Source organism: Nocardioides sp. YIM 152588 (genome assembly GCF_040191335.1).
Lineage (GTDB): Bacteria > Actinomycetota > Actinomycetes > Propionibacteriales > Nocardioidaceae > Nocardioides.
The window spans coordinates 18,715-44,081 of the sequence record NZ_JBEGDJ010000035.1 but is presented as its reverse complement, the minus strand read 5'-3'; the positions used below and the strand labels follow the sequence as shown (position 1 = coordinate 44,081).

At 73.2% G+C, this 25,367-nt stretch carries 23 protein-coding genes and 2 tRNA genes; 15 read left to right on the top strand and 10 right to left on the bottom strand.

Annotation, left to right across the window (positions count from 1 at the left end):
- Together ABLM29_RS15790 and ABLM29_RS15785 are read right to left on the bottom strand one after the other, a co-directional pair.
- Positions 1-1,030: thiamine pyrophosphate-binding protein (locus ABLM29_RS15790; RefSeq protein ID WP_349715145.1), on the bottom strand; the 1,030-nt coding region annotated here is incomplete at its 3' end.
- Between the two features lie 136 nt (positions 1,031-1,166).
- Positions 1,167-1,949, bottom strand: coding sequence for an IclR family transcriptional regulator (locus ABLM29_RS15785; RefSeq protein ID WP_349715143.1), 783 nt, complete (start codon positions 1,947-1,949; stop codon positions 1,167-1,169).
- Positions 1,950-2,139: 190 nt separating this feature from the next.
- Between ABLM29_RS15785 and ABLM29_RS15780 the strand changes: the two genes are divergently transcribed.
- From ABLM29_RS15780 to ABLM29_RS15755, 6 genes are all read left to right on the top strand, one after another.
- Positions 2,140-3,123, top strand: a complete 984-nt coding sequence (locus ABLM29_RS15780; RefSeq protein WP_349715141.1) for an ABC transporter permease — start codon at positions 2,140-2,142, stop codon at positions 3,121-3,123.
- 42 nt (positions 3,124-3,165) lie between these two features.
- Positions 3,166-4,236: a sugar ABC transporter substrate-binding protein gene (locus ABLM29_RS15775; protein ID WP_349715140.1), complete on the top strand. Its 1,071-nt coding sequence runs from the start codon at positions 3,166-3,168 to the stop codon at positions 4,234-4,236.
- Positions 4,226-5,737, top strand: a complete 1,512-nt coding sequence (locus tag ABLM29_RS15770) for a sugar ABC transporter ATP-binding protein (RefSeq protein ID WP_349715139.1) — start codon at positions 4,226-4,228, stop codon at positions 5,735-5,737. Before ABLM29_RS15775 ends, ABLM29_RS15770 begins: the two co-directional genes overlap by 11 nt.
- Positions 5,738-5,869: 132 nt before the next feature.
- Positions 5,870-7,456 (top strand): hypothetical protein, encoded by a 1,587-nt coding sequence (locus ABLM29_RS15765; RefSeq protein WP_349715138.1) that lies wholly within the window; start codon positions 5,870-5,872, stop codon positions 7,454-7,456.
- A gap of 153 nt (positions 7,457-7,609) precedes the next feature.
- The gene (locus ABLM29_RS15760; protein WP_349715136.1) at positions 7,610-8,293 is read left to right on the top strand and encodes a response regulator transcription factor; all 684 of its coding nucleotides are present in this window, start codon (positions 7,610-7,612) and stop codon (positions 8,291-8,293) included.
- Positions 8,294-8,313: 20 nt separating this feature from the next.
- Entirely contained in the window at positions 8,314-9,603 is a 1,290-nt protein-coding gene (locus tag ABLM29_RS15755) for a sensor histidine kinase (RefSeq protein WP_349715135.1), read from the top strand.
- 23 nt (positions 9,604-9,626) lie between these two features.
- Here the strand turns inward: ABLM29_RS15755 and ABLM29_RS15750 are convergent, their stop codons facing one another.
- Both ABLM29_RS15750 and ABLM29_RS15745 read right to left on the bottom strand, forming a co-directional pair.
- Positions 9,627-11,126 (bottom strand): WS/DGAT/MGAT family O-acyltransferase, encoded by a 1,500-nt coding sequence (locus ABLM29_RS15750; protein WP_349715133.1) that lies wholly within the window; start codon positions 11,124-11,126, stop codon positions 9,627-9,629.
- 83 nt (positions 11,127-11,209) lie between these two features.
- Positions 11,210-12,724 (bottom strand): RCC1 domain-containing protein, encoded by a 1,515-nt coding sequence (locus ABLM29_RS15745; RefSeq protein ID WP_349715132.1) that lies wholly within the window; start codon positions 12,722-12,724, stop codon positions 11,210-11,212.
- A 211-nt stretch (positions 12,725-12,935) separates the two neighbouring features.
- Between ABLM29_RS15745 and ABLM29_RS15740 the strand changes: the two genes are divergently transcribed.
- The gene (locus ABLM29_RS15740; protein WP_349715131.1) at positions 12,936-13,247 is read left to right on the top strand and encodes an AbrB/MazE/SpoVT family DNA-binding domain-containing protein; all 312 of its coding nucleotides are present in this window, start codon (positions 12,936-12,938) and stop codon (positions 13,245-13,247) included.
- On the top strand, positions 13,244-13,555 hold the full coding sequence (locus ABLM29_RS15735) for a hypothetical protein (protein ID WP_349715130.1): 312 nt from the start codon (positions 13,244-13,246) through the stop codon (positions 13,553-13,555). Before ABLM29_RS15740 ends, ABLM29_RS15735 begins: the two co-directional genes overlap by 4 nt.
- A gap of 119 nt (positions 13,556-13,674) precedes the next feature.
- Here the strand turns inward: ABLM29_RS15735 and ABLM29_RS15730 are convergent.
- From ABLM29_RS15730 to ABLM29_RS15705, 6 genes are all read right to left on the bottom strand, one after another.
- A tRNA-Glu gene (locus ABLM29_RS15730) sits at positions 13,675-13,747 on the bottom strand.
- A gap of 124 nt (positions 13,748-13,871) precedes the next feature.
- A complete protein-coding gene (locus ABLM29_RS15725) occupies positions 13,872-14,159 on the bottom strand; it encodes a hypothetical protein (RefSeq protein WP_349715129.1) in 288 nt (95 codons plus the stop codon).
- A 129-nt stretch (positions 14,160-14,288) separates the two neighbouring features.
- Positions 14,289-14,360 (bottom strand) — tRNA-Gln (locus ABLM29_RS15720).
- A gap of 76 nt (positions 14,361-14,436) precedes the next feature.
- Positions 14,437-15,411, bottom strand: a complete 975-nt coding sequence (locus tag ABLM29_RS15715; RefSeq protein ID WP_349715127.1) for a CPBP family intramembrane glutamic endopeptidase — start codon at positions 15,409-15,411, stop codon at positions 14,437-14,439.
- A complete protein-coding gene (gene gltX, locus ABLM29_RS15710) occupies positions 15,398-16,891 on the bottom strand; it encodes a glutamate--tRNA ligase (RefSeq protein ID WP_349715126.1) in 1,494 nt (497 codons plus the stop codon). Before gltX ends, ABLM29_RS15715 begins: the two co-directional genes overlap by 14 nt.
- Entirely contained in the window at positions 16,888-17,700 is an 813-nt protein-coding gene (locus ABLM29_RS15705; RefSeq protein ID WP_349715125.1) for a fumarylacetoacetate hydrolase family protein, read from the bottom strand. The genes gltX and ABLM29_RS15705 overlap by 4 nt, the downstream gene beginning before the upstream one ends.
- A gap of 32 nt (positions 17,701-17,732) precedes the next feature.
- Here ABLM29_RS15705 and ABLM29_RS15700 point away from each other — a divergent pair, with 32 nt between their 5' ends.
- From ABLM29_RS15700 to ABLM29_RS15670, 7 genes are all read left to right on the top strand, one after another.
- Complete coding sequence (locus ABLM29_RS15700; RefSeq protein WP_349715124.1) at positions 17,733-18,692, top strand: 3-methyladenine DNA glycosylase; 960 nt, start codon at positions 17,733-17,735, stop codon at positions 18,690-18,692.
- A gap of 13 nt (positions 18,693-18,705) precedes the next feature.
- Complete coding sequence (locus ABLM29_RS15695) at positions 18,706-19,179, top strand: nitroreductase family deazaflavin-dependent oxidoreductase (RefSeq protein ID WP_349715123.1); 474 nt, start codon at positions 18,706-18,708, stop codon at positions 19,177-19,179.
- 110 nt (positions 19,180-19,289) lie between these two features.
- Positions 19,290-20,483 (top strand): CaiB/BaiF CoA transferase family protein, encoded by a 1,194-nt coding sequence (locus ABLM29_RS15690; RefSeq protein ID WP_349715122.1) that lies wholly within the window; start codon positions 19,290-19,292, stop codon positions 20,481-20,483.
- A 31-nt stretch (positions 20,484-20,514) separates the two neighbouring features.
- Positions 20,515-21,366 carry a cyclase family protein gene (locus ABLM29_RS15685; RefSeq protein ID WP_349715121.1) on the top strand — a complete coding sequence of 284 codons (852 nt, stop codon included), beginning with the start codon at positions 20,515-20,517 and terminating at the stop codon, positions 21,364-21,366.
- A gap of 160 nt (positions 21,367-21,526) precedes the next feature.
- Positions 21,527-23,005, top strand: a complete 1,479-nt coding sequence (locus tag ABLM29_RS15680) for an MmgE/PrpD family protein (protein ID WP_349715119.1) — start codon at positions 21,527-21,529, stop codon at positions 23,003-23,005.
- On the top strand, positions 23,002-24,468 hold the full coding sequence (locus ABLM29_RS15675) for a dihydroorotase (RefSeq protein WP_349715117.1): 1,467 nt from the start codon (positions 23,002-23,004) through the stop codon (positions 24,466-24,468). The genes ABLM29_RS15680 and ABLM29_RS15675 overlap by 4 nt, the downstream gene beginning before the upstream one ends.
- 11 nt (positions 24,469-24,479) lie before the next feature.
- Positions 24,480-25,289 (top strand): SDR family oxidoreductase, encoded by an 810-nt coding sequence (locus tag ABLM29_RS15670; RefSeq protein ID WP_349715116.1) that lies wholly within the window; start codon positions 24,480-24,482, stop codon positions 25,287-25,289.
- Positions 25,290-25,367 lie beyond the last annotated feature (78 nt).

The following is a 25,367-nucleotide window of genomic DNA, read 5'->3' as shown; positions in this document are numbered from 1 at the left end:
CGAGGGTCCGCGCCTCGACGGCCGCGGCGCGGGCCGCCGACTCGGCGCTCCCGGAGCCGAGGCCCGCGGCCAGCGCCGCGAGGTTGGCCCGCAGGTCCCCGCCGAGGGCGAGGTCGGCCGGCACCGGCCGCCCGAGCTGGTCGGCCTCGTCGTCGACCTGGATGACCGCGGTCCCGTCGGGCAGCGGCGGCCCCGGCGTGTAGTGGTGGGGCCAGAACCGGGCCCCGGCCAGGAGCACGACGTCGTGCTCGGCCAGCACCGTCCGGCTCCCCTCGTTGGTCGGCGGGAGCATGCCGGCGTGCAACGGGTGGCTGAACGGGAAGTCGACCGCGTCGTGCATCGGCTGGTGGTAGGCGACGGCGCCGAGCGCCTCGGCCACCGCCACCAGCTCCGGTACGGCGTGGGCGCGGCCCACCCCGTCGCCCGCGACGACCGCGGGCGAGCGCGCGGCGAGCAGCCGCGCGCGGGCCTCGGCGACGTCGGGCGACCCCGGCCCGCGCGGGCGGGCGAGCACGGGGTCCACGGTCAGCTCGGCGGGCTCGCCGAACAGGTCCATCGGCAGGGAGACGAAGACCGGCCCGGCGGGCGGGGTCGCGGCGAGCGCGAACGCCCGGCGCAGGATCGGGACCAGGTCCTCCACCCGGCCGACCTCGACCGCCCACTTGCTGGCGCCCGCGGCCAGGGCGACGAGGTCGCCGGAGAGCATCGGCTCCTGCAGCAGGTGGCGCCGGTCCTGCTGACCCGCGGTGACCACCAGCGGGGTCCGCGAACGTCGCGCGTTGAGCATCCCGATCAGGCCGTTGGCCAGGCCCGCGGCCACGTGCAGGTTGACGACGGCGGTGCGGCCGGTGGCGCGGGCGTAGCCGTCGGCCGTCGCGACCAGGCTCCCCTCGTGCAGCCCGAGCACGTAGTCGATCCCGCCGTCGACCAGCGCGTCGAGGAACGGGAGCTCGGTGGTGCCGGGGTTGCCGAAGACCCGGTCGACGCCCTCGGACCGCAGGACCTCGACGACCGCCTGTGGAGCACGCACCGGGCCTGCACCTCCCGCAACCGTCGGACCGTCGGCCGGGTGACCGGCCACCTCGCGATGATCGGCCGGGACGGGCGCGGATGTCGCGCCGACCATCCCGTTCATCGGAACCCACGCGCCGCGGGCCTCCCGGCCGTCAGGCGCCGGGGCCGCCGATCGCCGCCGAGAGCCGGGCCGCGGCGGACTGCACCGACGTGGCGATCCTGTCCACGCGGATGTTGTGCGTCCGCCCGGCCACCGCGATCGCGGCCACCGGCTCGGCGCGCCGGTCGAGGATCGGTGCGGCGACCGAGACGATGCCCATCCGGGTCTCCTCGCGGTCGATGCTGTAGCCGCGCTCCCGCGACGCGTTGAGGTCGCGCTCGAGCAACCCGGGCGTGACGACGGTGTGCGGGGTGAGGCGGGGCAGACCGGCGGAGAGGCGGTCCTCGAGCGACTCCTGCGGACCCACGCTGAGGAGCGCCTTGCCCACGCCGGTGCAGTGGCTCGGCAGGCGTCCGCCGATCCGGCTGAGGGTGGGCGTCGAGCCGTGTCCCCGCACCTTCGCCAGGTAGAGCACCTCGGAGCCGTCGAGGACCGCGAGGTGCGCGCTCTCCCGGGTCGCCTCGTAGAGGTCCTCCAGGAACGGCGTCGACAGGTCGCGGAGCCGCTGGTAGCGCGCCACCTGCTCGCCGAGGCTGAAGAGGCGGAAGCCGAGCCGCAGGCCGTAGCGGCTGCGCTCCAGCGCGCCCCACTCGACCAGCTCGCCGACGAACCGGTGGACCGTGGTCTTCGGCAGCCCGGTTCGCTCGCACAGGTCGGAGAGCGTGAGCTCGACGTCGTCGGCCCCGAACGCGTCGAGGAGCGAGAGCGCGCGGGCGACGACCGACTTCGGCGCGGCGCCGGGCTGCGATTCGTGTCCGGAGGTACCGGAAGGCATCCGACTTCCCCTTGTCGTGGCCGAACCGGATCCGCTGAGCGGAATGGCCCGATTGTGCCCGTGGTGTGACGGCGATCACTCTGAGGCACCCCAGTGAACATCTGGTGGCAGCACCTGTCCACACCGTTGGGCGAGGAGTGGCGTGATTGTGACCGAAGCCCGTAGGTCAGCCGGGTCCGACGGCCGGCGCGTGCCGGCCCGCCCGAGCCTTCTGCGGCGCGTCGTCGCGCGGCTGGTCGGTGACGAGCTCGGTGTCGTCATCTCCCTGGTGCTGATGGTCGCCGTGGTCGGGTTCTTCAACCCGGACTTCCTGCTGGTCGACAACCTCGTGGAGACCGCGCGGCAGTCCTGCTACGTCGGCATCATGGCGCTCGGCATGGTCTTCGCCCTGTCCATGCGCGAGGTCGACCTGTCGGTCGGCGGCACCTACGCGCTCACGATCGTCTTCTCCGCCGTGCTCATGCGCGACGGCTGGAACCCCTGGGCCGCGGCCGCCGCGGGCCTGGTGGTCTCCGGCCTGTGCGGGCTCGGCACCGGGCTCTTCGTCACCTACACGCGGGTGCCGTCCTTCATCGCCACCCTGGGCACGATGTCGGTCTACCGCGGGCTGGCGCTGGCCATCTCCGACGGACGCCAGGTCGGCGGCGTACCGGTGGACAGCTCGTTCGTGCAGGTGCTCGGCGGGGACATCCTCGGCATCCCCGCGGCCCTGTGGGTGCTGGTCCTGCTCGCGACCGCGCTCACCTTCGTGTTCACCCGGACCCGGTTCGGCGGGCAGGTGCGCGCGATCGGCTCCAACCCCGAGGCGGCCGCCTTCTCGGGGATCCGCCACGACCGGGTCCGGATCAAGGTCCTCGTCGTGACGGGCCTGTGCGCGGGCGTCGCGGGCGTGCTCACCACCGCCTTCTTCGCCTCCGGCGACCCGACCGTCGGCGCCGGCTACGAGCTGCTGGCGATCGCGGCCTGCATCATCGGCGGCACGCCGCTGCGCGGCGGGAGCGGCTCGATCCCCGGCGCCGCGCTCGGCGCCCTGATCCTCAGCGTCGTGGCCGCCGCGCTCGTCTTCTTCGGCGTCCCGATCAACTGGACGACCTTCGCCACCGGCGTGGTGATCCTGCTCGCCGTCGCCGTCGACGCCTTCCTCCGCCGCATCCGCGGCGCCCCACCGGGGTGACCGCCATCCCGGTCACCCGACTCACCGCTAGGAGTCGCCACCATGAAACGCATCCCATCCCGACGCGCCGCCGTGCTGCTCGCAGCCTGCCTCGCCGCCTGCCTCGCCCTGGCCGCCTGCGCCTCCGGGTCGAGCAGCGACAGCGGGGGCAACAAGAAGCTCGGGATCGTCGTGGCCAACATCAGTCTCAACTTCGCCCGCGAGATGGCGGACGGGGCGCAGGCGGCCGCCGACGACGTCGGCGGCATCGACCTCACCGTCGCCGGACCGGCGACGACCGACGGCCCGCAGGAGGTGCAGATCTTCCAGAACACCCTGGTCAAGGCGCCCGACGGCATCGTCCTGGAGAACCTCGCGCCCGACCTGTTCGTGCGGACCTCCGCCCAGGCCATCGACGACGGCACGCCGGTGATCGCGCTCGACACGATCGGCCTGCCCGGCAGCAAGATCACCACCTACGTCGGCAACGACAACTACGACCTCGGCGCGACCCTGGCGAAGGAGGCGATCAAGCGGATGGACTCCGACCCCTCGGGCGTGGTCGTCCTCGGCGTGCCCAACCCCGGCGTCCCGGTGCTCGACTCCCGCGCCCAGGGCATCAAGGACACGTTCGCGGACATGGCTCCGAAGGTCACGATCAAGGGCCCCTACGAGACCTTCTCCGACCCGGGCAAGAGCTACAACGCGTGGTCCTCGCTGGTGCGGTCCAACAAGGGGGCCCTGGCGTTCCTCGGCGTCGGGGACGCCGACAGCTACTCGCTGGCGCGGATCAAGAAGCAGGAGGGCGGCGACTACCTGACCGCCGGCTTCGACCTCGACGACCAGACGCTGCAGGCGGTCAAGGACGGCATCAACTTCTGCACGGTCTCCCCCGAGCACTACCTCAAGGGCTACGTCGCGATGGAGATGCTCGGCGAGTACGCGACCCAGGACAAGGCGATCGCCGAGGGCTGGATCCGGGTGCCGGGGCTGGTCGTCGACAGCTCCAACATCGACAAGATCATCGAGCGCCAGGCCTCCCAGGAGGGCCGGCACGAGCAGATCGCGCCCGAGGCCCAGGACATCGTCGCCAACATCGGGGACTACACGGAGCCCTACGAGGATGCCCGCTGAGGTCTTCGCCGCGCGCGGCGTCTCCAAGCGGTACGGCGGGGTGAGTGCCCTCGCCGGTGCGGAGCTCGTGCTCCGTGCCGGCGAGGTGCACGCGCTCCTCGGCGAGAACGGCGCGGGCAAGTCGTCGCTGGTGAAGATCATCGCCGGCGTCACCGGCCACGACGAGGGGGAGCTCACCCTGTCCGGGGAGCCCATCCGGATCGACAACCCGCGCGCGGCCCGCCGCCACGGGATCGCGGTGGTCTCCCAGGAGCTGAACCTGTTCCCCGACCTGGACGTGCTGACGAACCTCTTCGTCCACGACCCGCCGACCCGCGGCGGGTTCGTGGACCGCCGGGCGATGGCGCGCGCCGCCGCGCCGCACCTGGAGGCCCTCGGCGTCGACATCCCGCTCGACCGCCGCCTCGGCACCCTGAGCCTGGCCGAGCAGCAGCTGGTCGAGATCACCCGCGCGCTGATCCCCGAGCCCCGCGTGCTGATCCTCGACGAGCCGACCTCGGCGCTGAACGTGGCGACGACCGGGCGGCTGCTGGACGTCGTACGCCGGATCCGCGACGTCGGCGTCGCGGTGCTCTACGTGTCCCACTTCCTCCAGGAGGTGGCGTCGGTGGCGGACCGCGTCACGGTGCTGCGCGACGGGCGCAACGCCCTGACCGACGAGCCCGCGGCCCGGCTCACCGTCAGCGACATGGTGCACGCCATGCTCGGGGTGGAGGAGGTGCCCCAGGCCGAGGGACGCGCGGGCCCCGCACGCGCCGACCGCCGGACGGCGCTCCGAGTGCGGGACCTGACCGTCGGCGACGAGATCGCCGGCGTCTCGTTCGACGTGGGCGTCGGCGAGATCGTCGGGCTCGCCGGGTTCGAGGGCGACGGCCCCCCGGTCGTGCTCGACACCCTGTGGGGGCGCCGGCGCCGGGCCCGCGGCGACGTCCGGCTCCCCTCGGGGTCGACGCGGCTGCCGCGGAGCACCGCGGCCGCCATCGGGCAGGGCATGGCGCTGATCCCCAGCGACCGCAAGCGCCTGGGCCTGATGCTCGACCAGACCGTCTGGGAGAACATCACCGCCGCGCAGGCACTGACCAACGGCCAGGGTCCGGCCGTCCTGCGCACGCAGCGGCTCCGCGACACCGCGCAGCGCTGGGTCGAGGAGCTCCACATCAACGGGTACGTCGACACCCGGGTGTCGGCGCTCTCCGGCGGCAACCAGCAGAAGGTCGTCCTCGCCAAGTGGCTGCAGCTCGAGCCGAGCCTCTTCCTGCTCGACGACCCGACCCGCGGCGTCGACGTCGGTGCGCGCGCCGAGCTGCACGCGATCGTGCGCCGCCTGGCCGGTCGCGGCTGCGCCGTGCTGATCTGCTCCACCGACATGCTGGAGCTCGCCGAGCTGTGCGACCGGGTGCTGCTGATGCGCGGCGGGCGGGTCGTGCGGGAGGCGGAGGAGGCGGAGATGTCCGAGGCCGGACTGGTCGCGGCGCTGAACACGCTGCCGGCCTCGGCGTAGGCCCAGCGGGCCCGGTCGTCGCCGGGCGGTTGAGGAAGAGTTCAGGTTCGCCGCAGGTCGCGCTCAGCGGCGCTCCTCGACAGTGGAATCAGAGGCGATCCCAGCCCGGGGCCTCACCACCGAGAGGACGCGATGAGCACCATCCACCCGACCGAGCACGACACCCCGACCGGCCCCACCCGGACGCCCGGCCGGTCCCCGCTCAGGCGCACCACGCTGCGCGCGGCGGTCCTGCTGATCAGCACGCCGCTCGCCCTCTCGGCCGTCGACCTGGGGGCGGCGGTCGCCGCCACCGAGCCGCCGGCCGCGAGCGCCGCCTACTCCGCCGAGGACCGGGAGAAGCACGAGAGGCGGGTGGAGGCGGCGCTGGACCGGCTCCGCGCCGACGGGATGCTCGCCGACCCCGCCCCGACCGCGGCCGCAGAGAACGCCGGGCCGACCACCCTGGCGAAGGAGTTCGGCGGCCGGCTGCTGAGCGAGGCGTTCTCCTCGGGGACCGGCTGGGCCTTCGACGAGGTGATCGCCGGCCTGGGGCTGGGCTCGGGCGCCGACCTCACCGACGCGCTGCGCCAGCTCGGCACCTCGATCTCCGCCCTGCAGGCCGACGTGACCCGGATCCTGCAGCTGATGCACGAGGTGCTGCACGGACAGGACAAGGCGAACTTCTACAACTCCTACACCCAGGCGGGGATCGCCGCGAGCCGCATCGACACCGCCGCGCGGTCGGTCGCCGACTGGGTGGAGAACGACCTCACACCGTCGGAGAAGAACGTCTCCGACATGGCCCTGGTCGTGAACACCTCGATGGGCGAGCTGGACTTCCTCGCCTCCAACCCGGTCACCGGCACGATCCCGCTGATGATGAAGGCGGCCGACGCCTCGACGGTCACCGACTTCGACTGGGACTACTACGACCAGATCGACGAGGTCCGCGACGGCTACCGGGCGTCGTACGCCCAGGGCCTGGCCGCGATCGACCTGCTGACCGGGTGGGACCACGACGGCACCGTCACGGTCACCCGCAACCGGCTCACCACCGACGCCATCGCCGCCACGATGAGCCTCTACGCCTCCGGCGTGACCCCGGACGTCACCCCGCCCACCGGCGAGCCGGTCGTCCAGCCCAGGAACGGGGAGCGGATGCTCTCGGCCTGGAGCACCCAGCAGGTGCAGGGCAACGGCTGGTCCCGCCACAACGGCCTGGGCCGGAACATCCTCGAGCCGGCGCTGCGGGGCATGGCGAACGGGTACGACCCGGCCAAGCACGGCGGGGTGACCCTGCAGAAGTACCTGGAGGACCGGAACATCCCGACGTCGTACGTCTTCCACGACTCCTTCCACAACCACAAGCAGACCTCCGGGGGCGCGCTCACCCGCTACATCAGCTACGAGCTGCGGGCGAACATCGGTGAGATCCGCGGCAACGACTACCGCGAGCGGACCATCAACATCACCAAGAAGGACCGCGCGGTGCGTCAGGACTGGACGCCGTGGGGCGGCTGGAAGACGAACAAGGAGAGCGAGAAGGAGGCCGACGCCTGGTACAAGATGCAGTACGACTACTGGCGCTCGGAGGCCCGCGCTCACAGCCAGCGCTGGATGGACCGGTACGACGCCCACTCCCGGCTGCTGCTCCGGGACGCCCAGAACAACGACGGCGGCTGGGCCGCGGACTTCGGCCAGCAGCAGGTCCGGAAGGCCGCCTTCCCCGACGCCTGACACCTGACCTGGGGGAACGGGGGCAGGACCGAGGAGGGGACGGGGACGACCCTCGGTCCGGCGCGGGCGGGCTCGACTAGCATCGGAGTCGAGTCCGCCCGTCGCTGCGTGCCGCTCCACCCGGGCGGTCCGCGCCACCGGTAGGGGTCCGACGTGACACACGTGCTGCTGATCGAGGACGACGAGGAGATCGCCGCCTCCCTGGCCCAGGTGCTCCGGCAGCGCGGCCGCTTCGTCTCCGTCGCGCACCGGGCCTCCGAGGCGCTGGCGAGGCTGGTCGACGAGCCGCCCGACGTGGCGGTCCTCGACCTCGGTCTGCCCGACCTGGACGGGCTGGACGTGATCCGGATGATCCGCGGCTTCAGCGACCTGCCGCTCATCGTGGCCACCGCCCGGGACGACGAGCCGACCATCGTCCGGGCGCTGGAGGGCGGCGCGGACGACTACGTGGTCAAGCCGTTCTCGGGGCGCCACCTCGACGCCCGCATCCACGCCCTGCTGCGGCGGGAGCGCCCCGATCGCGACCCGGTCATCCACGTCGGCGGGCTCGTCGTCGACCCGGCGGCCCACGAGGTCGAGCTGGACGGGGTCCGGATCGAGCTGCGCCCCAAGGAGTTCGCGCTGCTGCGCCTGCTCGCCTCCCGCCCCGGCGAGGTGGTCTCCCGCCGCACCATCGCCCAGCAGGTCTGGGACCACCCCGTCTCGCCGACCGACTCGACCATCGACGTCCACGTGTCGGCGCTGCGCCGCCGGCTCGGCGAGACGAGCGCCGAGCCGCGGTACATCCACGTGATCCGGGGCGTGGGCGTGAAGCTCGTCCGCCCCGCGGAGCCGTGAGGCGGCGGCTCGGGGCGATCATGGCCCTGACCACGGTCGCGGTGGTGCTCGTCTTCCTGGTGCCGTTGCTGCTGCTCCTGCGCACCGTGCGCCACGACGCTGCGGTCCAGGACCTGGTCATCACCGCCACCACGTTCGACAGCGCGGTCGACGCCGACGCCACCCCGGCGGAGGTCCGGGCCGCGGTCGGCCGGTTCGAGGAGGCGCACCAGGGCGTCAGCGTCGCCGTCTTCTGGCGCGACGGTACGGCGGTCGGCACCGACGCCGCTCCCGACCGGCAGGTCGAGCGGGCGCTCGGCGGCGAGCGGGTGGTCACCACCCGGGGCGACCTCATCACGGTCGACGTTCCCACCGGCGACGTACCCACGGGTGGGTCGGCGACGCGGGTGATCCGGGTGGAGGCCGCCGACGACGCGACCGCCTCCACGCCCCGGCGGATCCTGATCGTGCTCGCGCTCAGCACCGGCTTCGCGGTCCTGGTCGGCGCCGCGACCGGCGTGCTGGCGGCGCGCTCCATCGCCTCCCCGACCGTCCGGCTGACCGCGACCGCCCGGCGGCTCGGCGGCGGAGACCTCGCCGCCCGCGCGACGCCCGACGGGCCTCCCGAGCTCCGCGAGCTGGCGGCCACCCTGAACCGGCTGGCCGACCAGGTGGACGGCCTGCTCGCCCGCGAGCGGGAGTCCGGCGCGGACCTGGCGCACCGGCTGCGCACCCCCGTCACCGCGCTGCACCTGGAGGTCGAGGCGCTCCCGGACTCCCCCGAGGCGCGGCGGCTCGCGCAGCGGGTCGACCGGCTGGAGCGCACGCTGACCGACGTCATCGAGGACATGCGCCGGGCCACCGCCCCGGCCGACGCGGCCAGCGAGCTCTGCTCGGTCGTCGCCGACCGGCTGGCGGACTGGGGCGAGGTGGCGCGCGACGGCGGCCGCGGCTTCTCCGCGTCGGTCGCACCGTCGGGACCGCGCTGGGTGGCCGTCGCGTCGGAGGACCTCGAGGCCGTGATCGATGCCCTCGTCTCCAACGCCCTGCACCACACGCCGCCCGGCACCCCGGTCCGGGTCGGCGTCGCCGACGCGGCGGTGGACCTGGTCGAGGTCGTCGTCGACGACGAGGGCCCGGGGTTCCCCGCGGACGCGACGGTACGCCGGGGCGTCAGCGCGGGCGCGTCGACCGGCCTCGGCCTCGACATCACGCGGCGCACGGTCGAGCGGGCCGACGGCACGCTGCACCTGGAGCGCGCGCCGTCCGGTGGCGCGCGCGCCCGGGTCAGCGTCCCCGTCGTACCGGGTCCGACCCCCGACGCGGGGTGACGGAGCGGTCGGCGGGAGGCTGCTCAGGGCGCGGACGACGAGGTGCCCGGGCCGGGGTCCGCGGCGGCCTCCTGGTGCGCGTCGATGGCCTCGAGCAGCTCCGCCAGGGCCTCGTGCAGGTACTCGATCAGGCTCCACACGTCCGGGACCACGGTCGGGTCGGCGATCAGCCCGAAGTCCAGCGAGCCGCGGTAGGAGAACAGCGTGATGTTGAGCGCGCCGGTGAGGTCGGTGATCACCGACGCGGGGTACATCCCCGTCACCGGGGCGCCCGCCACGAACAGCTCGCGGGGCGGGCCGGGGACGTTGCTCACCATCACGTTGAACGGCACCCCGGGGATCGCCGCGAGCCGCATCAGCGCGTTGACCGCCGACCCGTTCAGCACCGGCGGCACGAGCACGGCCAGGTCGTGGAGCAGCCCCACGGGCGAGGCGTCGAAGTCGTCCTTGGCGCGGCTCATCTCCTCGCGGGTGCCGCGCAGGCGCTCCACGGGGTCGGCGACCTGGGTGGGCAGGGCGGCGAGCATCACCGCGATCTCGTTGCCCTCCCCCTTGCGCCCCCGTGCGCGCGTCGAGACGGGGACCGCGGCGACGAGCGGGGTCTCGGGGAGGCCGTCGTGGGCCAGCAGCCAGCGCCGCAGGGCGCTGGCGCACAGGGCCATCACCACGTCGTTGGTCGTGCCGCCGGAGAAGCGCCGGACCCGCCGGACGTCGCCCAGCGCCAGCGAGCCGTAGGCGAAGCTGCGGCGGGAGGAGATCGGCCGGTTGAGCGGGGTGTCCGGCGCGCGGAGCAGCCGCGGCGTGCGCGCCCGCGCCGGCGCCCCGAAGGCCCGCACCGTCAGGTCCGCGGACCGGCTCACGACCCGGGCGGTGGGGATCAGTGCCGCGCCGGGCACCTGGTCGAGGTGGCGGACGAGCTTGGTCGTCGCACCGGTCACCGCCGCGGGTGCTCGCAGCAGTGCCTTCGCCGCGCGGCCGACGAGGGCGGGCGGGCTCGGCACGGGCAGCGGGATGAGTCCGTGCGCCTCGGGCTCGACGACGCGCGGCTCCCGGGTGAGGTCGAGCACCGCCGCGAGCACCTCGGCGCCGGAGAGCCCGTCGACGGCCGAGTGGTGCACCTTGGTGTAGATCGCCGCGCCGCCGCCGGCCAGCCCGCTGATCACCCAGGCCTCCCACAGCGGCCGCGAGCGGTCGAGCGGGAGGCTGTGCAGGAACGCGACCAGGTCGCCCAGCTGCGCGTCGGTGCCCTCGGCCGGCAGCCCGACCTCGCGGACGTGGTTGGCCAGGTCGAAGGCGGGGTCGTGCACCCAGTACGGCCTGGTCAGCCGGAACGGCACCTGCACAAGGCGCTGCCGGAACACCGGGGCCAGGTGGATCCGCTCCGCGAGCAGCGAACGCACCCGGCCGATCCCCCAGTCGGGGACCTCCCGGGGATCGAGCGTGATCAGCGTGCCGATGTGGCCCAGCGTGGTGGCGGACTCGATCTGCAGGAACTGGCTGTCGAAGGCACTCAGCTGGCGCATGCACCGAGTCTGGGGGCCGCGGATGCTACCGGCGGGTCGGGTCCACAAGGCGGCCATCGGGCCCCCGAGCCGGGAGCCCCAGGTCAGCGCAGGGCGAGCCCGGGGATCGCCTCGGGCACGAAGCCGTGCGCGTCGTCGTGTCCGAGGCCGAGCCGACCGTCGTAGTTGGCCCCCCACGCCCAGGTGACGCCGTCCCGGTCCATCCCCAGCACGTGCGCCCGCATCGCCCCGGTGGAGAGGACCCGGCTGGCGGCGGGGATGACCAGGGCGGCGGTCGGCGGGTCGGAGTAGGTCCCCTCGCCGTCGCCACGCTGGCCGAAGGTGTCGTCGCCCCAGCCCCACACCGAGCCGTCCTCCAGCACCGCGGTCCAGAAGCTCTCCCCCGCGCTGACCGCCACCACGTCCTCGACGCCCGGGATCCGCACCGGGGTCAGGGCCGGGGAGATCTGCCCGTGCGGGATGCCGCCCCAGGACCAGAGCGTGCCGTCCTCCAGCACCGCGAGCGCGACGCTCTGTCCGGCCGAGATCGCCACCACGTCGGCCAGCCCGTCCACCCGGGCGGGCTCGTGCCGCTCGGTGCCCACGCCGGCGGTGCCGTCGCCGAGTTGACCGTTGATCCCGTCGCCCCAGGTCCAGACGGTGCCGTCCTTGCGCAGGGCCATCGCGAAGGAGTTGCCCGCCGAGATCGCGACGACCTCGGTCAGGCCGGGCACGATGCCAGCGCGGTGCCGCTCCGCCTCGGTGCCGTCGCCCAGCTGGCCGAAGTCGTTGTTCCCCCAGGTCCAGACGGTGCCGTCCTTACGCAGGGCCATCGAGAAGGCGTACCCGCTGGCGACGGCCCGGGCGCTGGTCATCCCCCTGACCCAGCGGGGCTTCCCCGCCGGGGTGGGGTCGTCGTTGCCGAGGGCGCCGTCGACGTCCCAGCCCAGGGCCTGGACCCGGCCGTCCCAGTGCACGACCAGGGTGCGGCCGAAACCCGCCGCGATCGCCCGGGCGCCGCGGAGCGAGCCGCGCTTCTCCGGACTCAGCACGTCGTCGTTGTCGGCGGTGGTGCCGAGCTGGTCGTAGAGGTCGCTGCCCCAGGTGAGGACGGTCCCGTCGCGGCGCAGGGCGATGGAGTGGGCCGCGCCGGCCAGGGCCGGCTTGGCGTAGACGTACCTGTACGCCGCCGAGGGGCGGCTCCTGCTGGTCGTGCCGCCACGGACCCGGACCTTGACCTGGACCTTGCCCGGCGCGTGGCGGGGGCTGATCGCGGTCAGCTTCGTCCGGCCGAGCACCTTGACCTTGCTTGCCTTGTTGCCGCCGAACAGGACCGCCGTGACCCGCTTGAACCGCTTGCCCCGGATCGTGACCTTGACCCCGCCGGACACGGGCCCCTGGGAGGTCTTGACCGAGGTGACCACGGGCCGTGCGACCGCGCGCCTCGCGACGACGGCGCCCGGAGCGGCGGCGCGGGGGGCGGCGGCGGTACCGGGCGAGGCTCCGGCCGGTGCGGCCGGCAGCGGGAGCGGGCCGCCCGCGGTCACCAGGGCGACCAGCAGCGGGACCAGGATGGCGGTGAGGTGGCGGCGGGAGATGCGGCGCGGGGGAACGTTCACGGGATCGACCTCGGTCGGCGGCTGGTCCCTCAGCGTCTCAACCTGGGCCAGACGGGGCCATACGCCAGATGGTGTGTCCGCTGACGCGACACACTTCCTGGCCCCTGGCCCGGTTCTCGAAGCCCTCAGCGGCCGGCCAGTGCGTGCCGCTTCGTCGGTTCGCAACATTGCGGCATTACGGCGAAACCGCAAGGCGCGGCACTATGGAGCCATGGGCACGAAGCAGCGGTTCCACGGCTGTGTGAGCCTCCAGCGGCGAGGCGTCGTCGCCCTGCCCGCCGAGCTACGGGAGCGGATGCACCTCGATGAGCCAGGCGCGCAGCTCGAGATCACCGAGCGCGAGGACGGCGTCCTCGAGCTCCGCGCCGCCCTCCCCGTCCCCGCCGATCAGGCCTGGTTCTGGACCCAGCACTGGCAGGAGCGCGAGCGCGAGGTCGACGCCCACGTCGCCGCCGGCGAGGTCGAAGCCCATGACGATGTCGACGACTTCCTGGCCCACGTCGACGACGTCGCTGCCGAGTGAAGTTCGAGACGACGTCGGCATTCGACAGCGACATCCGGCGCCTCAAGCGCGAACAACTCGCCACGTTCAAGCAGGTCGTCCGCGAGAGGCTCGCACCCGCCTGCAATGCCTACGCCGCCGACCCTGCCACTCCCTGGCCCGCAGCGCTGCGCGTGAAGTCCGTCCAGGGCGCCGACGGTGTGCTCGAGATGACCTGGTCCTTCGCCAGCTCCGACGGCCCCGCCACCTTCGAGCTCGTCACCATCGACGGCGAGCTGCGATGCCGGTGGCGCCGCGTCGGCGACCACGACGTGTTCACGAGGCCGTAGCCCGAACGGACTCGTCCGGCGACTCGCCGGAGAAGACCGGACTGCTGCACGGACAAGCCCGGAAAAGCAGAAACGGGCCCGATCAGCGTTTCCGCTGATCAGGCCCGTTCCAGGTGATGTACCCCCGACCGGATTCGAACCGGCGCTACCGCCTTGAGAGGGCGGCGTGCTAGGCCGCTACACAACGGGGGCTTATCTGCGTCCTCCGCTCGGTTTCCCTCGCGGCGACATGTAGAACATTAGGGGACCCGCCGCGGGAGGGCCAAATCGGGGTGAACTCCGCGGCTGTGACGTGCGTCCCCCATCCGCCCAGACGTCACCGGAGCCCGAGGTCGACGGCCACGAGGAGGCCGGCGCCGAGGAGGCCCCAGGCGACCACCAGCAGGGGCAGCGCGTTGACCAGCGCCACCATCCCGTCCGTGCCGCGGCGCAGCAGCACGGCGGCGAGTGCGGCGGTGACCGCGAAGAACGAGCCGAAGAAGAGCCCGCAGCGCTCGACGCAGATCGCCCCGACGACCACGGCCAGCGCCATCGCGCCGACCTCGACGGTGGCGCGCGTCGTACCGGAGCCGGGGTGCGGATGCTCCAGGGGCGCGGTGACCATCACCGCAGGCTGGCAGCGCGCCGGCCCGGCGTCGCCACCCATGTGGGGTAACCCGGACCGGCGCGAAGCGCCCGCCCGGAGCGGCCGAAAAACAGAGGAAGCCGGGCGTCTGCCCGGCTTCTTCTTCAGCTGGTCTACTAGGACTCGAACCTAGACTAACTGGACCAGAACCAGTCGTGCTGCCAATTACACCATAGACCATCAACCCACTGGAGATTGCTCTCCGGCGAGCGGGCCCGACCCCCGTTTCCGGTGGCCTGGCCAACGACGGGAAACACTACACGCGGGCGCGCTGGGCCTCCAAAACGGCCCCGCCATCGCGGTCCCGCACCCCCATCAGCCGGGCCAGGAAGAGGCACCCGGCCAGGTAGGTCAGCGCCTGGGTGAGCGTGACCGGGATGCCCCACCACGAGCCGTCGGTCGGCGTCAGCGCCTCGGTCATGTCCCCGAACGCGAGCGCCACCGCGAACGCCAGGAAGTTGTTGAGCACGTGCATCGCGATGCCCGCCTCGAGGCCGCCGGTGAGGATCGTCAGCACGCCGGCGACGACGCCGAAGGCGAACCGGTCGAAGAAGATCGGCAGGTCCTGGCCGAGCCCGTGGGCCAGCGCGAACAGGAGGGCCGGTACGACGACGGCCAGCGTGATCCCGACCCGGTCGCCCCACCGGTCGCCGAGACGGCCCACCGCCTGGGTGAGGTAGCCGCGGAACGCGTACTCCTCCCCCGCCGCCTGCAGCGGGGTGAGCAGCACCACGACCAGCACGAAGTCCCGGGTCTGCGCGGTCCAGTCGTTCAGGGCGCCGGTGGTCTCGATCGAGGCGTCGCCCTGCGCCGGCAGCAGCGCCGAGACCACGATGGTGGCGACGAGCGCCACGACGGCGGCCGCGAAGCAGGCGCCCAGCCATCCCCACCGGATCCGCCCGGCCACGGATGCCGCCCACCCGGGCCGGCGCCGGTGGATGAGCCAGACGACGAGCCACACCGACGGGATCGCCATCGCCCAGCCGGCGTTGACCACCGCCAGGAACAGCGGCGTGGCCGGGTCGCCCATGAGCAGGTCGGTGATCCGGTCCACGTCGACGCCGCCCAGCACGAGGGCGACCGCGACGACGTTGACGAGGAGGAACTGGCCACCGAAGACCAGCACCACCAGCACGACCACCCCGACGGGGGTGCGCCAGATCCCGCGGGCCCCGCGCTCCAGCAGCTGGTGGTAGCGCAGGCCGCCCGGCCGGGGATCAGCCGACGGCACGGCGCAGCCGGCCGAGGCTGCGCTCGCGGCCCAGCAGCTCGAGGGACTCGAAGAGCGGCGGCGAGACGCGGCGGCCGGTGGCGGCGACGCGGACCGGGCCGAAGGCGACCCGCGGCTTGAGGCCGAGGTCCTCGACCAGCGCCTGCTGCAGCGCCTCCTGGATCGCGGCGGTGGACCACGACTCCAGCCCTTCGAGCGCGGCGACCGCGGCGGCGACGACCTCGCGGCCCTTCTCGTCGAGCAGCTTGGCGGCGTCGGCCTCGTCGAGGGCGAACTCGTCCTCGTCGACAAAGAGGAACCCGAGCATCGTGCTGACCTCGGCCAGCTTGTTGACGCGCTCGGCCACCAGCGGCATCGCCAGCTCCAGCAGCTGGGCGTCGGCGTCGCTGACGGGGTCGGAGACGACGCCGTCGCGCTTGAGGAACGGCAGCGCCCGGTGGGTGATCTCCTCCACCGAGAGCAGCCGCATCTGCGCGGTGTTGATCGCGTCGGCCTTCTTCAGGTCGAACCGCGCCGGGTTCGGGTTGACGTCGCCGATCTCGAAGGCGGCGACCATCTCCTCCAGGCTGAACACGTCGCGGTCCGCGGCGATCGCCCAGCCCAGCAGGGCCAGGTAGTTGAGCAGGCCCTCGGGCAGGAAGCCCTGCTCGCGGTAGGCCAGCGCGTGCGCCTCGGGGTCGCGCTTGGAGAGCTTCTTGTTGCCCTCGCCCATCACGTAGGGCAGGTGGCCGAACTCGGGGGTCGAGTCGGTGATCCCGACCTCCTTGAGGGCCTCGTAGAGGGCGATCTGGCGCGGGGTGGAGGAGAGCAGGTCCTCGCCGCGCAGCACGTGCGTGATCTCCATCAGCGCGTCGTCGACCGGGTTGACCAGCGTGTAGAGCGGGTCGCCGTTGGCGCGGCAGAGCGCGTAGTCCGGCACGAACTCGGTCTCGAAGGTGACCTCGCCGCGGACCAGGTCGTTCCAGGTGATCGACCCGTCGGGCATCCGGAACCGGACGACCGGCTTGCGGCCCTCGGCCTCGAACGCCGCGACCTGCTCGGCGCTCAGCTCGCGGCAGAAGCCGTCGTACCCCTGCACCTTGGATCCGGCGGCCTTGCGGCGGGCCGCGGCCTCCTCGTTGGTGCAGTAGCACTCGTAGGTGTGGCTGCTCTCCTTGAGCCGGGCCAGCGCGTCGGCGTACAGGTCGGAGCGCTCGCTCTGCTGGTACGGCGCGTGCGGGCCGCCGACCTCCGGGCCCTCGTCCCAGTCCAGCCCGAGCCAGCGCATCAGGTCGATGATCGAGGAGAGCGACTCGTCGGTGCTGCGCTCCTTGTCGGTGTCCTCGATCCGGAAGACGAAGGTGCCGCCGTGGTGGCGCGCGAAGGCCCAGTTGAACAGGGCGGTGCGGACGAGGCCGACGTGCGGGCTGCCGGTCGGCGAGGGGGCCATCCGGACCCGGACCGGGCGGGTGTCGCCGGGAGTGCTGGTGCTGGTGCTCATGCTCGTGCTTCCACCTTGTTCGTGAGGGAGCCGAGGCCTTCGACGGTGACCTCGACCTCGTCGTCGATGTTCATGGGTCCGACACCCTCGGGGGTGCCGGTGAGGATCACGTCGCCCGGCAGCAGCGTCATGACGCTGGAGACGTGGGCGATCAGGGACGGGATGTCGTGAACCATGTCGGCGGTGGTGCCGTCCTGCACCAGGTCGCCGTTGAGGTAGGTCTGGACCTTGCGCCCCTCGGAGAAGTCGTTCGGGTCCAGGTCGGTCTCGATCCAGGGCCCGAGCGGGCAGAAGGAGTCGAACCCCTTGGCCCGGGTGAACTGCACGTCGGAGCGCTGCAGGTCGCGCGCCGTGACGTCGTTGGCGATCGTGTAGCCGTAGATGACGTCGGTCGCGTTCTCCGCCGGAACGTCGCGGCAGATCCGGCCGATCACCACCGCCAGCTCTCCCTCGTAGTGCACGTTCTGCGACTGCCGCGGGTAGTAGATGGCGTCACCCGGGCCGACCACGCTGGTGTTGGGCTTGAGGAAGAAGAGCGGCTCCTCGGGTACCTCGTTGCCCATCTCGGCGGCGTGCGCGGCGTAGTTGCGGCCGATGCCCACCACCTTGCTGCGGGGCAGCACCGGGGCCAGCAGCCGCACCTGGTCGAGGCGGTACTCCTGCTCGAGCAGCTTGATGCCGACGTAGAGCGGGTCGCCCGCCAGCGCCACGATCCGGGCGTCGTCGCCCAGCTGGCCGAACTCGTCGAGGTCCCCGGTCACGATCCCGAAGCCGGGCTCTTCCCCTGTGGTGAATCTGGCGATGCGCACCCGGCGAGCCTATCGGCCTACCCTGGGGCGCTGTGGAGGTGCTGGAGCGGGCTCAGTGGCGGGAGCGGGCCGCGTCACACGCGGAGCGCATCGACCGCTACACCGCGCCCCACCTCGCCCGCCGCGAGGCGCGGACCAAGCACCCGGTCTTCGACTTCCTCTTCACCTACTACTCCTACCGCCCGGCGCAGCTGCGCCGCTGGCACCCGGGGTACGGCGTGGCGCTGGCCGGCGCCGAGGAGCACGCCGGGCTGAAGGGCTACGAGGTGCTGAGCGCGAGTGGTTTCGAGGCTCGCTTCGCTCGCACCTCAACCACCGACGGCCCGGTGGTTGAGGTGCGAGGCGCCCCGGCGCCGAGCCTCGAAACCACCGCCGCGGTCTCAGAGGCGCACCTCGCCTCGCAGCAGGTCCTGCTCACCACCCTGCACCGGCTGTTGCGGGCCACCGCGGCCCGCCCCGCGCACCTGGGCTGCTTCGGCCTCCACGAGTGGGCGATGGTCTACCGGCAGACCCAGGACGAGCTGCGGCACAACGCGTGGCCGCTGCGCCTGGGCTCGGCCGGCACCGACGAGGTCGTCGAGGGGCACCGGATCGCCTGCTCCCACTTCGACGCCTACCGCTTCTTCACCGCCCCCGCACGGCCGCTCAACGCCCTCTCCCCCGGCCGCGACGACCGCGACGCGTTCGAGCAGCCCGGCTGCCTGCACGCCGGGATGGATCTCTACAAGCACGCCTTCCGGCTCTCCCCGCTGGTCTCCTCCGACCTGGTCGCCGACTGCTTCGAGCTGGCCTGGGAGATCCGGGTGATGGACATGCGGGCGGCGCCGTACGACATCGCGGCACTGGGCTTCGACCCGATCCGGATCGAGACGCCGGAAGGCAAGCGCGAGTACGTCGACGCGCAGCGCGCGTTCACCGAGCGCGCCGCGCCGCTGCGGGCGCGGCTGATCGCGGAGTGCGAGCGGCTGTTGGCCGTACCCGTCGCCGCCTAGGAGACTGGCGGGCATGGACTCCCTGACCAGCCGGGTGGGCGCCTGGGCGCTGAGCACGCGGAGCGTGGCGAGGGCGCCGATCTGGCTCTACCGCCACCGCCTGGGCCGGCTGATGGGAGACCGCGTGCTGATGCTGGAGCACCGGGGCCGCACCTCGGGGCTGCCGCGGTACGTCTGCCTCGAGGTCGTCGCCCGCCCGTCGGCGACGACCATCGTCGTGGCCAGCGGGTTCGGGGAGGGCTCCCAGTGGTACCGGAACCTGTCCGCGGACCCGACGTGCCGGGTGAGCCTCGGGCGGCAGGTCGAGGTCCCCGCGCACGCCCGGCTGCTCGACGAGGAGGAGTCCCGCGCCGTCCTCGCCGGCTACCAGGCGGCCCACCCGACGGCGTGGCGCCGGCTCAGGGCCGCGATCGAGCGGGTCACCGGCGAGCCCGTGACCTCGCTGCCGATGGTGGAGCTGACCCTGTCGCCCGCCGCGGAGGGCTGAGCACCCCACCCGATCCGGGCCCGACGGCCGGGGTGACATCCGCCTCCGACGACCCGTAGATGATATATGATCCAGTCGTTCTGCCTGACCGGCCGACCGATAGGACGACGATGACCCAGGGCCCGCTGACCGGCATTCGCGTGATCGACGCGTCGACGATCCTCGCCGGGCCGCTCGCCTGCCAGGTCCTCGGCGACTTCGGCGCCGAGGTGATCAAGGTCGAGCACCCGACCGCCGGGGACGGGATGCGCGGGCACGGCCCCAGCAAGGACGGCGTGCCGATCTGGTGGAAGGAGATCGCCCGCAACAAGCACACGATCGGGCTCAGCCTCTCCCACCCCGACGGCGCCGACATCTTCAAGGCGCTCGCCGCCCAGGCCGACGTGGTCGTCGAGAACTTCCGCCCCGGCACCCTCGAGCGGTGGGGCCTCGGCCCCGACGTGCTGCACGCGCTCAACCCGCGGCTGATCCTGGTCCGCGTCACCGGCTTCGGCCAGACCGGCCCCTACGCGTCGCGCGCCGGGTTCGGCACCCTCGCGGAGTCGATGAGCGGCTTCGCCCACCTGACCGGCCAGCCCGACGGACCGCCGACGCTGCCGGCCTTCGGGCTGGCCGACTCCATCGCGGGCATCGCGGCCTCCTCAGCGGTCTCGATGGCCCTCTACTCCCGCGAGCGGACCGGCCGCGGGCAGGTGATCGACCTCGACCTGCTCAGCCCGATCATGACCGCGGTCGGCCCCGGGCCCAGCGTCTACCAGCAGACCGGCGCGGTCGGCACCCGCCACGGCAACCGCTCCACCAACAACGCCCCGCGCAACGCCTACCGCACCGCCGACGGCCACTGGGTGGCGATCTCCACCAGCGCCCAGGCGATCGCCGAGCGCGTGATGCGCCTGGTCGGCCACCCCGAGGTGATCGACGAGCCGTGGTTCGCCGCCGGGCACAGCCGGGCCGAGCACGCCGACGAGCTCGACGCGATGGTCGGCGGCTGGATCGAGGCCCGCACGCGGGAGAAGGTCGTCGACGCGTTCACCGAGGCCGGCGCGGCGATCGCCCCGATCTACGACGCCCGCGACATCGTCGAGGACCCGCACGTGCGTGAGGCCGAGCTGCTGGTCGAGGTGGCCGACGACGACCTCGGCCCCGTGCTGCAGCACAACGTGATGTGGCGGATGTCCGAGACGCCCGGCGCGATCCGGTTCCCGGGTCGCGACCGCGGCGCCGACACCGACGGCGTCCTCGCCGCGCTCGGCATCGACCCCGACGACATCGCCCAGCTCCGCGCCGACGGCGCGATCGCCTGAACCGACCCCGCCCCGCCGACCAGGAAGCCGGATGACCGACCTCGACCTCTCCCCCGCCACCAGCACCACCGCGGCGCTGCTCGACGCCGTCGCGCAGGGCCTGACGGTCTTCGACCTCGGCCGCACCCTGACCGTCGGGATGCCGCAGTCGCCCAACCACCCGGCGTACTGGCACGCGCTGCCGCGGCGCCACGGCGACATGGTCCGCGCCGACGGCGGCTCGGCCGCCAACGACATGATCAGCATGGGCACCCACGTCGGCACCCACATCGACGCGCTGTCGCACGTCTCCCAGGACGGCAGGCTGTACGGCGGCCTGGACGCCGACGCCGCGCTCGAGGGCGGCCGGTACGCCGAGCTCGGCGCGCACACGATCGAGCCGATGGTGCGCCGCGGCGTGCTCCTCGACGTGCCCGCGACGCTGGGCGTGGGCCGGCTGGAGGCCGGCCAGGAGATCACCGTCGCGGACCTGACCGCCACCGCCGAGCGCCAGGGCACCGAGCTCCGGCCGGGCGACGTGGCCCTGGTCCGCTCCGGCTGGGGCCAGCACTTCGACGCCGGCGACGGCGACACCTACCGCGGCCTGAGCACCGGCGTCCCCGGCGTCGGCGAGGCCGGCGCGACCTGGCTGGCCGACCACGGCATCCACGCCACCGGCGCCGACACCATCGCCTACGAGCGGCTGGCGCCCGGCGCGGGCCACGGCCTGCTGCCCGCGCACCGCGTGCTGCTGGTCGAGCGCGGCATCTACATCGTCGAGGCGATGGACCTCGAGGCGCTGGCCGCCGCGGGCGTCCACGAGTTCCTCCTGCTGCTGTCGCCGCTGAAGTTCTACGGCGCCACCGGCTCCCCCGTGCGCCCGCTGGCGGTGGTCGGCCGATGACCGTCGTGCGTGGTGGTTTCGAGGCTCGCTTCGCTCGCACCTCAACCACCGGCAGGGCTCGCTTCGCTCGCACCTCAACCACCGGCAGGGCTCGCTTCGCTCGCACCTCAACCACCGGCAGGGCTCGCTTCGCTCGCACCTCAACCACCGAGGTGACTCGATGACCGTCACGACCCCGATGGGCACCGCCGCCCCGACCCTCGGCGCCGCGCTGGCCGACTTCGCGGTCGACGCCTACCGCGACGGCGTACCGGCGGAGGTGGCCGGCAGCGTCCGCGAGCGGGTCCTGGACGTGCTGGGGCTCTGCGTCGCCGCCCACCGCCTGGAGACCAGCGCGATGATCGTCGACCACGTGCTCGACCAGGGCGGCCACGCCCAGGCGACGATCGTCGGCGTGCCGACGCGGGTCACCGCGGCGCAGGCGGCGCTCGCCAACGGCGTGCTGGCGCACTCGCTCGACTACGACGACACCCACCTGCCGTCCGTGCTGCACCCGTCGGCCTCGGTGGTGCCGGCGGCGCTGGCGACCGCCGAGCACGTGGGCGCCGACGGCGAGCAGCTGGTCCGCGCGGTCGCGGTCGGTCTCGAGGTCGCGGTCCGGCTCGGCATGGCGGGCTACGACGCCGAGCTGGGCAACTCGGTCTTCTTCGAGCACGGCCAGCACGCCACCTCGATCACCGGCGCGATGGGCGGCGCGGTCGCCACCTCGCTCCTCTACGGCGCGGACGCCGCCGGCGTCCTGCACGCGCTCGGACTGACCGCGTCGATGGCCTCGGGGATCATCGAGGCCAACCGCACCGGCGGCACCGTCAAGCGCCTGCACTGCGGCATCGCCGCCCAGTCCGCGGTCACCGCGGCCCAGCTGGTGCGGCGTGGGTTCACCGGGCCGCCGAGCGTCCTGGAGGGCCGGTTCGGCTTCTTCGAGGCGTGGCTGCACGGCCGGTTCTTCCCCGCCGAGATCACCGACGGGCTGGGGGCGGACTGGGCCGTGCCGGGGATCTTCTTCAAGCCCTACCCGGCCAACCACTTCACCCACACCACCGTCGATGCCGGGCGCGCGCTGGCCGCCCGCGGGCTCACGCCCGACATGGTCGCCGCCGTCACGGTCGGCGTCGCCTCCTCGACCGTCCGCACCGTCGGCGAGCCGCTGGCGGTCAAGCAGGCGCCGGAGACCGGGTACCAGGCCCAGTTCAGCGGGCCGTACGCCTTCGCGGCCGGCCTGATCGGTGGCGGCGGGCTCGCGGTCGGGCTCGACGACTACACCGACGCCCTGGCCACCGACCCGGTGCGCCGGGCGCTGATGGCGAAGGTGAGCGTCGTCGGCGACCCGCGCTGCGACGCGATCTACCCGCACCAGTTCCCGGCGGTCGTCACCGTGGCCACCACCGACGGCCGGACGATGGTCGAGGAGGTGCTCACCAACCGCGGCGGGCCCGCCCGGCCGCTCAGCGCCGAGGAGCTGGGCCGCAAGTTCCGCGACAACGTCGCCGGCCGCCTCGCCGACCCGATCGCGGTCGCGCTGCGCGACGCGGTCCTCGACCTCGGCGCGGCGACGCCCGCCGCCTCGGTGATGACGCCCCTCGCCCGCTTCACCCAGCCGACCGACCAGCCCACCCACGAGCAGGAGATGCACCCGTGAGCGACCTCGACCTGATCATCACCAACGTCTCGGTGGTCCTGGACGGCCACGACGAGCCGCAGCCGGTCGACATCGGCATCAAGGACGGCCGGTTCGTGGCCCTGGAGCCCGGCCTCGACCCGGCGTCGGCCGCCGAGGTCGTCGACGCCGGCGGCAAGGTCGCCTTCCCCGGCGTGGTCGACGGCCACCAGCACTGGGGCATCTACAACCCGCTGCCCGAGGACGCGGCCAGCGAGAGCCGCGCGTGCGCGCAGGGCGGCGTCACCACCGCGCTGACCTACATGCGCACCGGGCAGTACTACCTCAACAAGGGCGGCCCCTACGCCGACTTCTTCCCCGAGGTGCTGGAGCTGACCGAGGGCCGGGCGCTCGTCGACTACGCCTTCCACCTGGCGCCGATGAGCAAGCAGCACATCGCGGAGATCCCGTCGCTGGTCACCGAGCACGGGGTGACCTCGTTCAAGGTCTTCATGTTCTACGGCAGCCACGGCCTGCACGGGCGCAGCGCCGACCAGTCCTCGTTCCTGATGACCCCCGAGGGCGAGCGGTACGACTACGCGCACTTCGAGTTCGTCATGCGCGGGATCCAGCGCGCCCGCGAGGAGAACCCGGAGCTGGCCGACCGGATCTCGCTGTCCCTGCACTGCGAGACCGCCGAGATCATGGCGGCCTACACGAAGATGGTCGAGGAGGACGGCACGCTGACCGGCCTGCCGGCGTACTCGGCCTCGCGGCCGCCGCACTCGGAAGGCCTGGCCGTCACGATCGCCTCCTACCTGGCGCACGAGACGCAGCTGCCGACGATCAACCTGCTCCACCTCACCTCCCGCAAGGCGGTCGAGGCGGCACTGACGATGGCGGCCGCCTTCCCGCACATCGACTTCCGCCGCGAGGTCACCGTCGGCCACCTGCTCGCCGACTGCGACACCGCGCACGGCGTCGGCGGCAAGGTGAACCCGCCGCTGCGCCCGCGCGAGGACGTGGAGGCGCTGTGGTCCTTCGTGCTGGACGGGAAGATCGACTGGGTGGTCAGCGACCACGCGTGCTGCAAGGACGAGATGAAGTTCGGCGAGGACCGCGAGGACGTCTTCCTGGCCAAGTCCGGCTTCGGCGGCGCCGAGTACCTGCTGGCCGGCATGGTCAGCGAGGGCAGCAGGCGCGGCCTCTCGTTCGGGCGGATCGCGGCGCTGACCGCGACCAACCCGGCCGCGCGCTACGGCCTCGGCGGCAGCAAGGGCGCGATCCGGGTGGGCCTGGACGCCGACGTCGCGCTGGTCGACGTCGACCACGCCTGGACCGTCCGCGCCGAGGAGTCGGAGTCGACCCAGGAGTACACCCCGTTCGAGGGCGCGAAGCTGACGGCGAAGGTGACCGACACCTTCCTCCGGGGACTGAGGATCATGGCCGACGGCGTCGTCTCGACCGGCGCGCCGACCGGCCGCTACCTGCCCCGACCGCAGTGAGCCCGCGAGCGATGACCACCCCGCAGCGCGTCGTCGTCACCGGCAGCACCCAGGGCATCGGGTTCGCCCTGGCCCGGGAGTTCCACACGCTGGGACACCACGTCGTGGTGGCCGGTCGCGACGCCGCCCGGGTCGAGGCGGCGGTCGCGGCCCTGGCCGGCCTGCCGGGCGGCGAGGTCCGCGGCCGGGCCACCGACGTCACCGACGCCGTGGCCGTCGACGGGCTGTGGGCCGCGGCCGCCGCGGAGCTGGGCGGCGTGGACGTCTGGGTCAACAACGCCGGGGTCGCGCACACCACCGCGACCATCGCCGAGACCCCGGTCGGCTCGGTCCGGGCCATGGTCTGCACCAACATGCTGGGCACGATCTACGGCAGCCAGGTCGCGGTGCGCGGCATGACCGCGCAGGGCCACGGCCGGATCTTCAACATGCTCGGCGGCGGCAGCGACGGCAAGGTCCGCCCGAACATGGGCGTGTACGGCGCCACCAAGCGCGGGCTGGACCACTTCACGCGGGCGCTGGCCAAGGAGGTCGTCGGGACCGGCGTCACCGTCGGCCAGGTGCGCCCCGGCATCCTCATCACCGAGGGCTGGCTGCGCGAGGCGGCGACCGCGCCCGAGCAGGTCAGCGGCCAGCGCCGGATCCTGAACATCCTCAGCGACCACGTCGACGACGTGGCGCCGGTGCTGGTCGAGCGGATGCTCGCCAGCACGAAGAACGGCGACGCGATCGCGTGGCTCACCTCGGGCCGGATCACCCGGCGCTTCCTGACGCCCGGCTACGCCGAGAAGCACGACGTCCTGGCCCGCTACGGCCTCTGACGGGCGCGAGTCGGCACAAACTGACGCGCTGGTCCAGACAGCTGAGCGCGAGTCGGCAGAAAGTTTCTGCCGACTCGC

Excerpts from the sequence above, each read along its gene's own strand:
- ABLM29_RS15785 (WP_349715143.1), bottom strand. The coding sequence starts at position 1,949 with ATGCCTTCCGGTACCTCCGGACACGAATCGCAGCCCGGCGCCGCGCCG.
- ABLM29_RS15775 (WP_349715140.1), top strand. The coding sequence starts at position 3,166 with ATGAAACGCATCCCATCCCGACGCGCCGCCGTGCTGCTCGCAGCCTGC.
- ABLM29_RS15770 (WP_349715139.1), top strand. The coding sequence starts at position 4,226 with ATGCCCGCTGAGGTCTTCGCCGCGCGCGGCGTCTCCAAGCGGTACGGC.
- ABLM29_RS15765 (WP_349715138.1), top strand. The coding sequence starts at position 5,870 with ATGAGCACCATCCACCCGACCGAGCACGACACCCCGACCGGCCCCACC.
- ABLM29_RS15755 (WP_349715135.1), top strand. The coding sequence starts at position 8,314 with ATGGCCCTGACCACGGTCGCGGTGGTGCTCGTCTTCCTGGTGCCGTTG.
- ABLM29_RS15750 (WP_349715133.1), bottom strand. The coding sequence starts at position 11,126 with ATGCGCCAGCTGAGTGCCTTCGACAGCCAGTTCCTGCAGATCGAGTCC.
- ABLM29_RS15740 (WP_349715131.1), top strand. The coding sequence starts at position 12,936 with ATGGGCACGAAGCAGCGGTTCCACGGCTGTGTGAGCCTCCAGCGGCGA.
- ABLM29_RS15725 (WP_349715129.1), bottom strand. The coding sequence starts at position 14,159 with ATGGTCACCGCGCCCCTGGAGCATCCGCACCCCGGCTCCGGTACGACG.
- gltX (WP_349715126.1), bottom strand. The coding sequence starts at position 16,891 with ATGAGCACCAGCACCAGCACTCCCGGCGACACCCGCCCGGTCCGGGTC.
- ABLM29_RS15695 (WP_349715123.1), top strand. The coding sequence starts at position 18,706 with ATGGACTCCCTGACCAGCCGGGTGGGCGCCTGGGCGCTGAGCACGCGG.
- ABLM29_RS15690 (WP_349715122.1), top strand. The coding sequence starts at position 19,290 with ATGACCCAGGGCCCGCTGACCGGCATTCGCGTGATCGACGCGTCGACG.
- ABLM29_RS15685 (WP_349715121.1), top strand. The coding sequence starts at position 20,515 with ATGACCGACCTCGACCTCTCCCCCGCCACCAGCACCACCGCGGCGCTG.
- ABLM29_RS15680 (WP_349715119.1), top strand. The coding sequence starts at position 21,527 with ATGACCGTCACGACCCCGATGGGCACCGCCGCCCCGACCCTCGGCGCC.
- ABLM29_RS15670 (WP_349715116.1), top strand. The coding sequence starts at position 24,480 with ATGACCACCCCGCAGCGCGTCGTCGTCACCGGCAGCACCCAGGGCATC.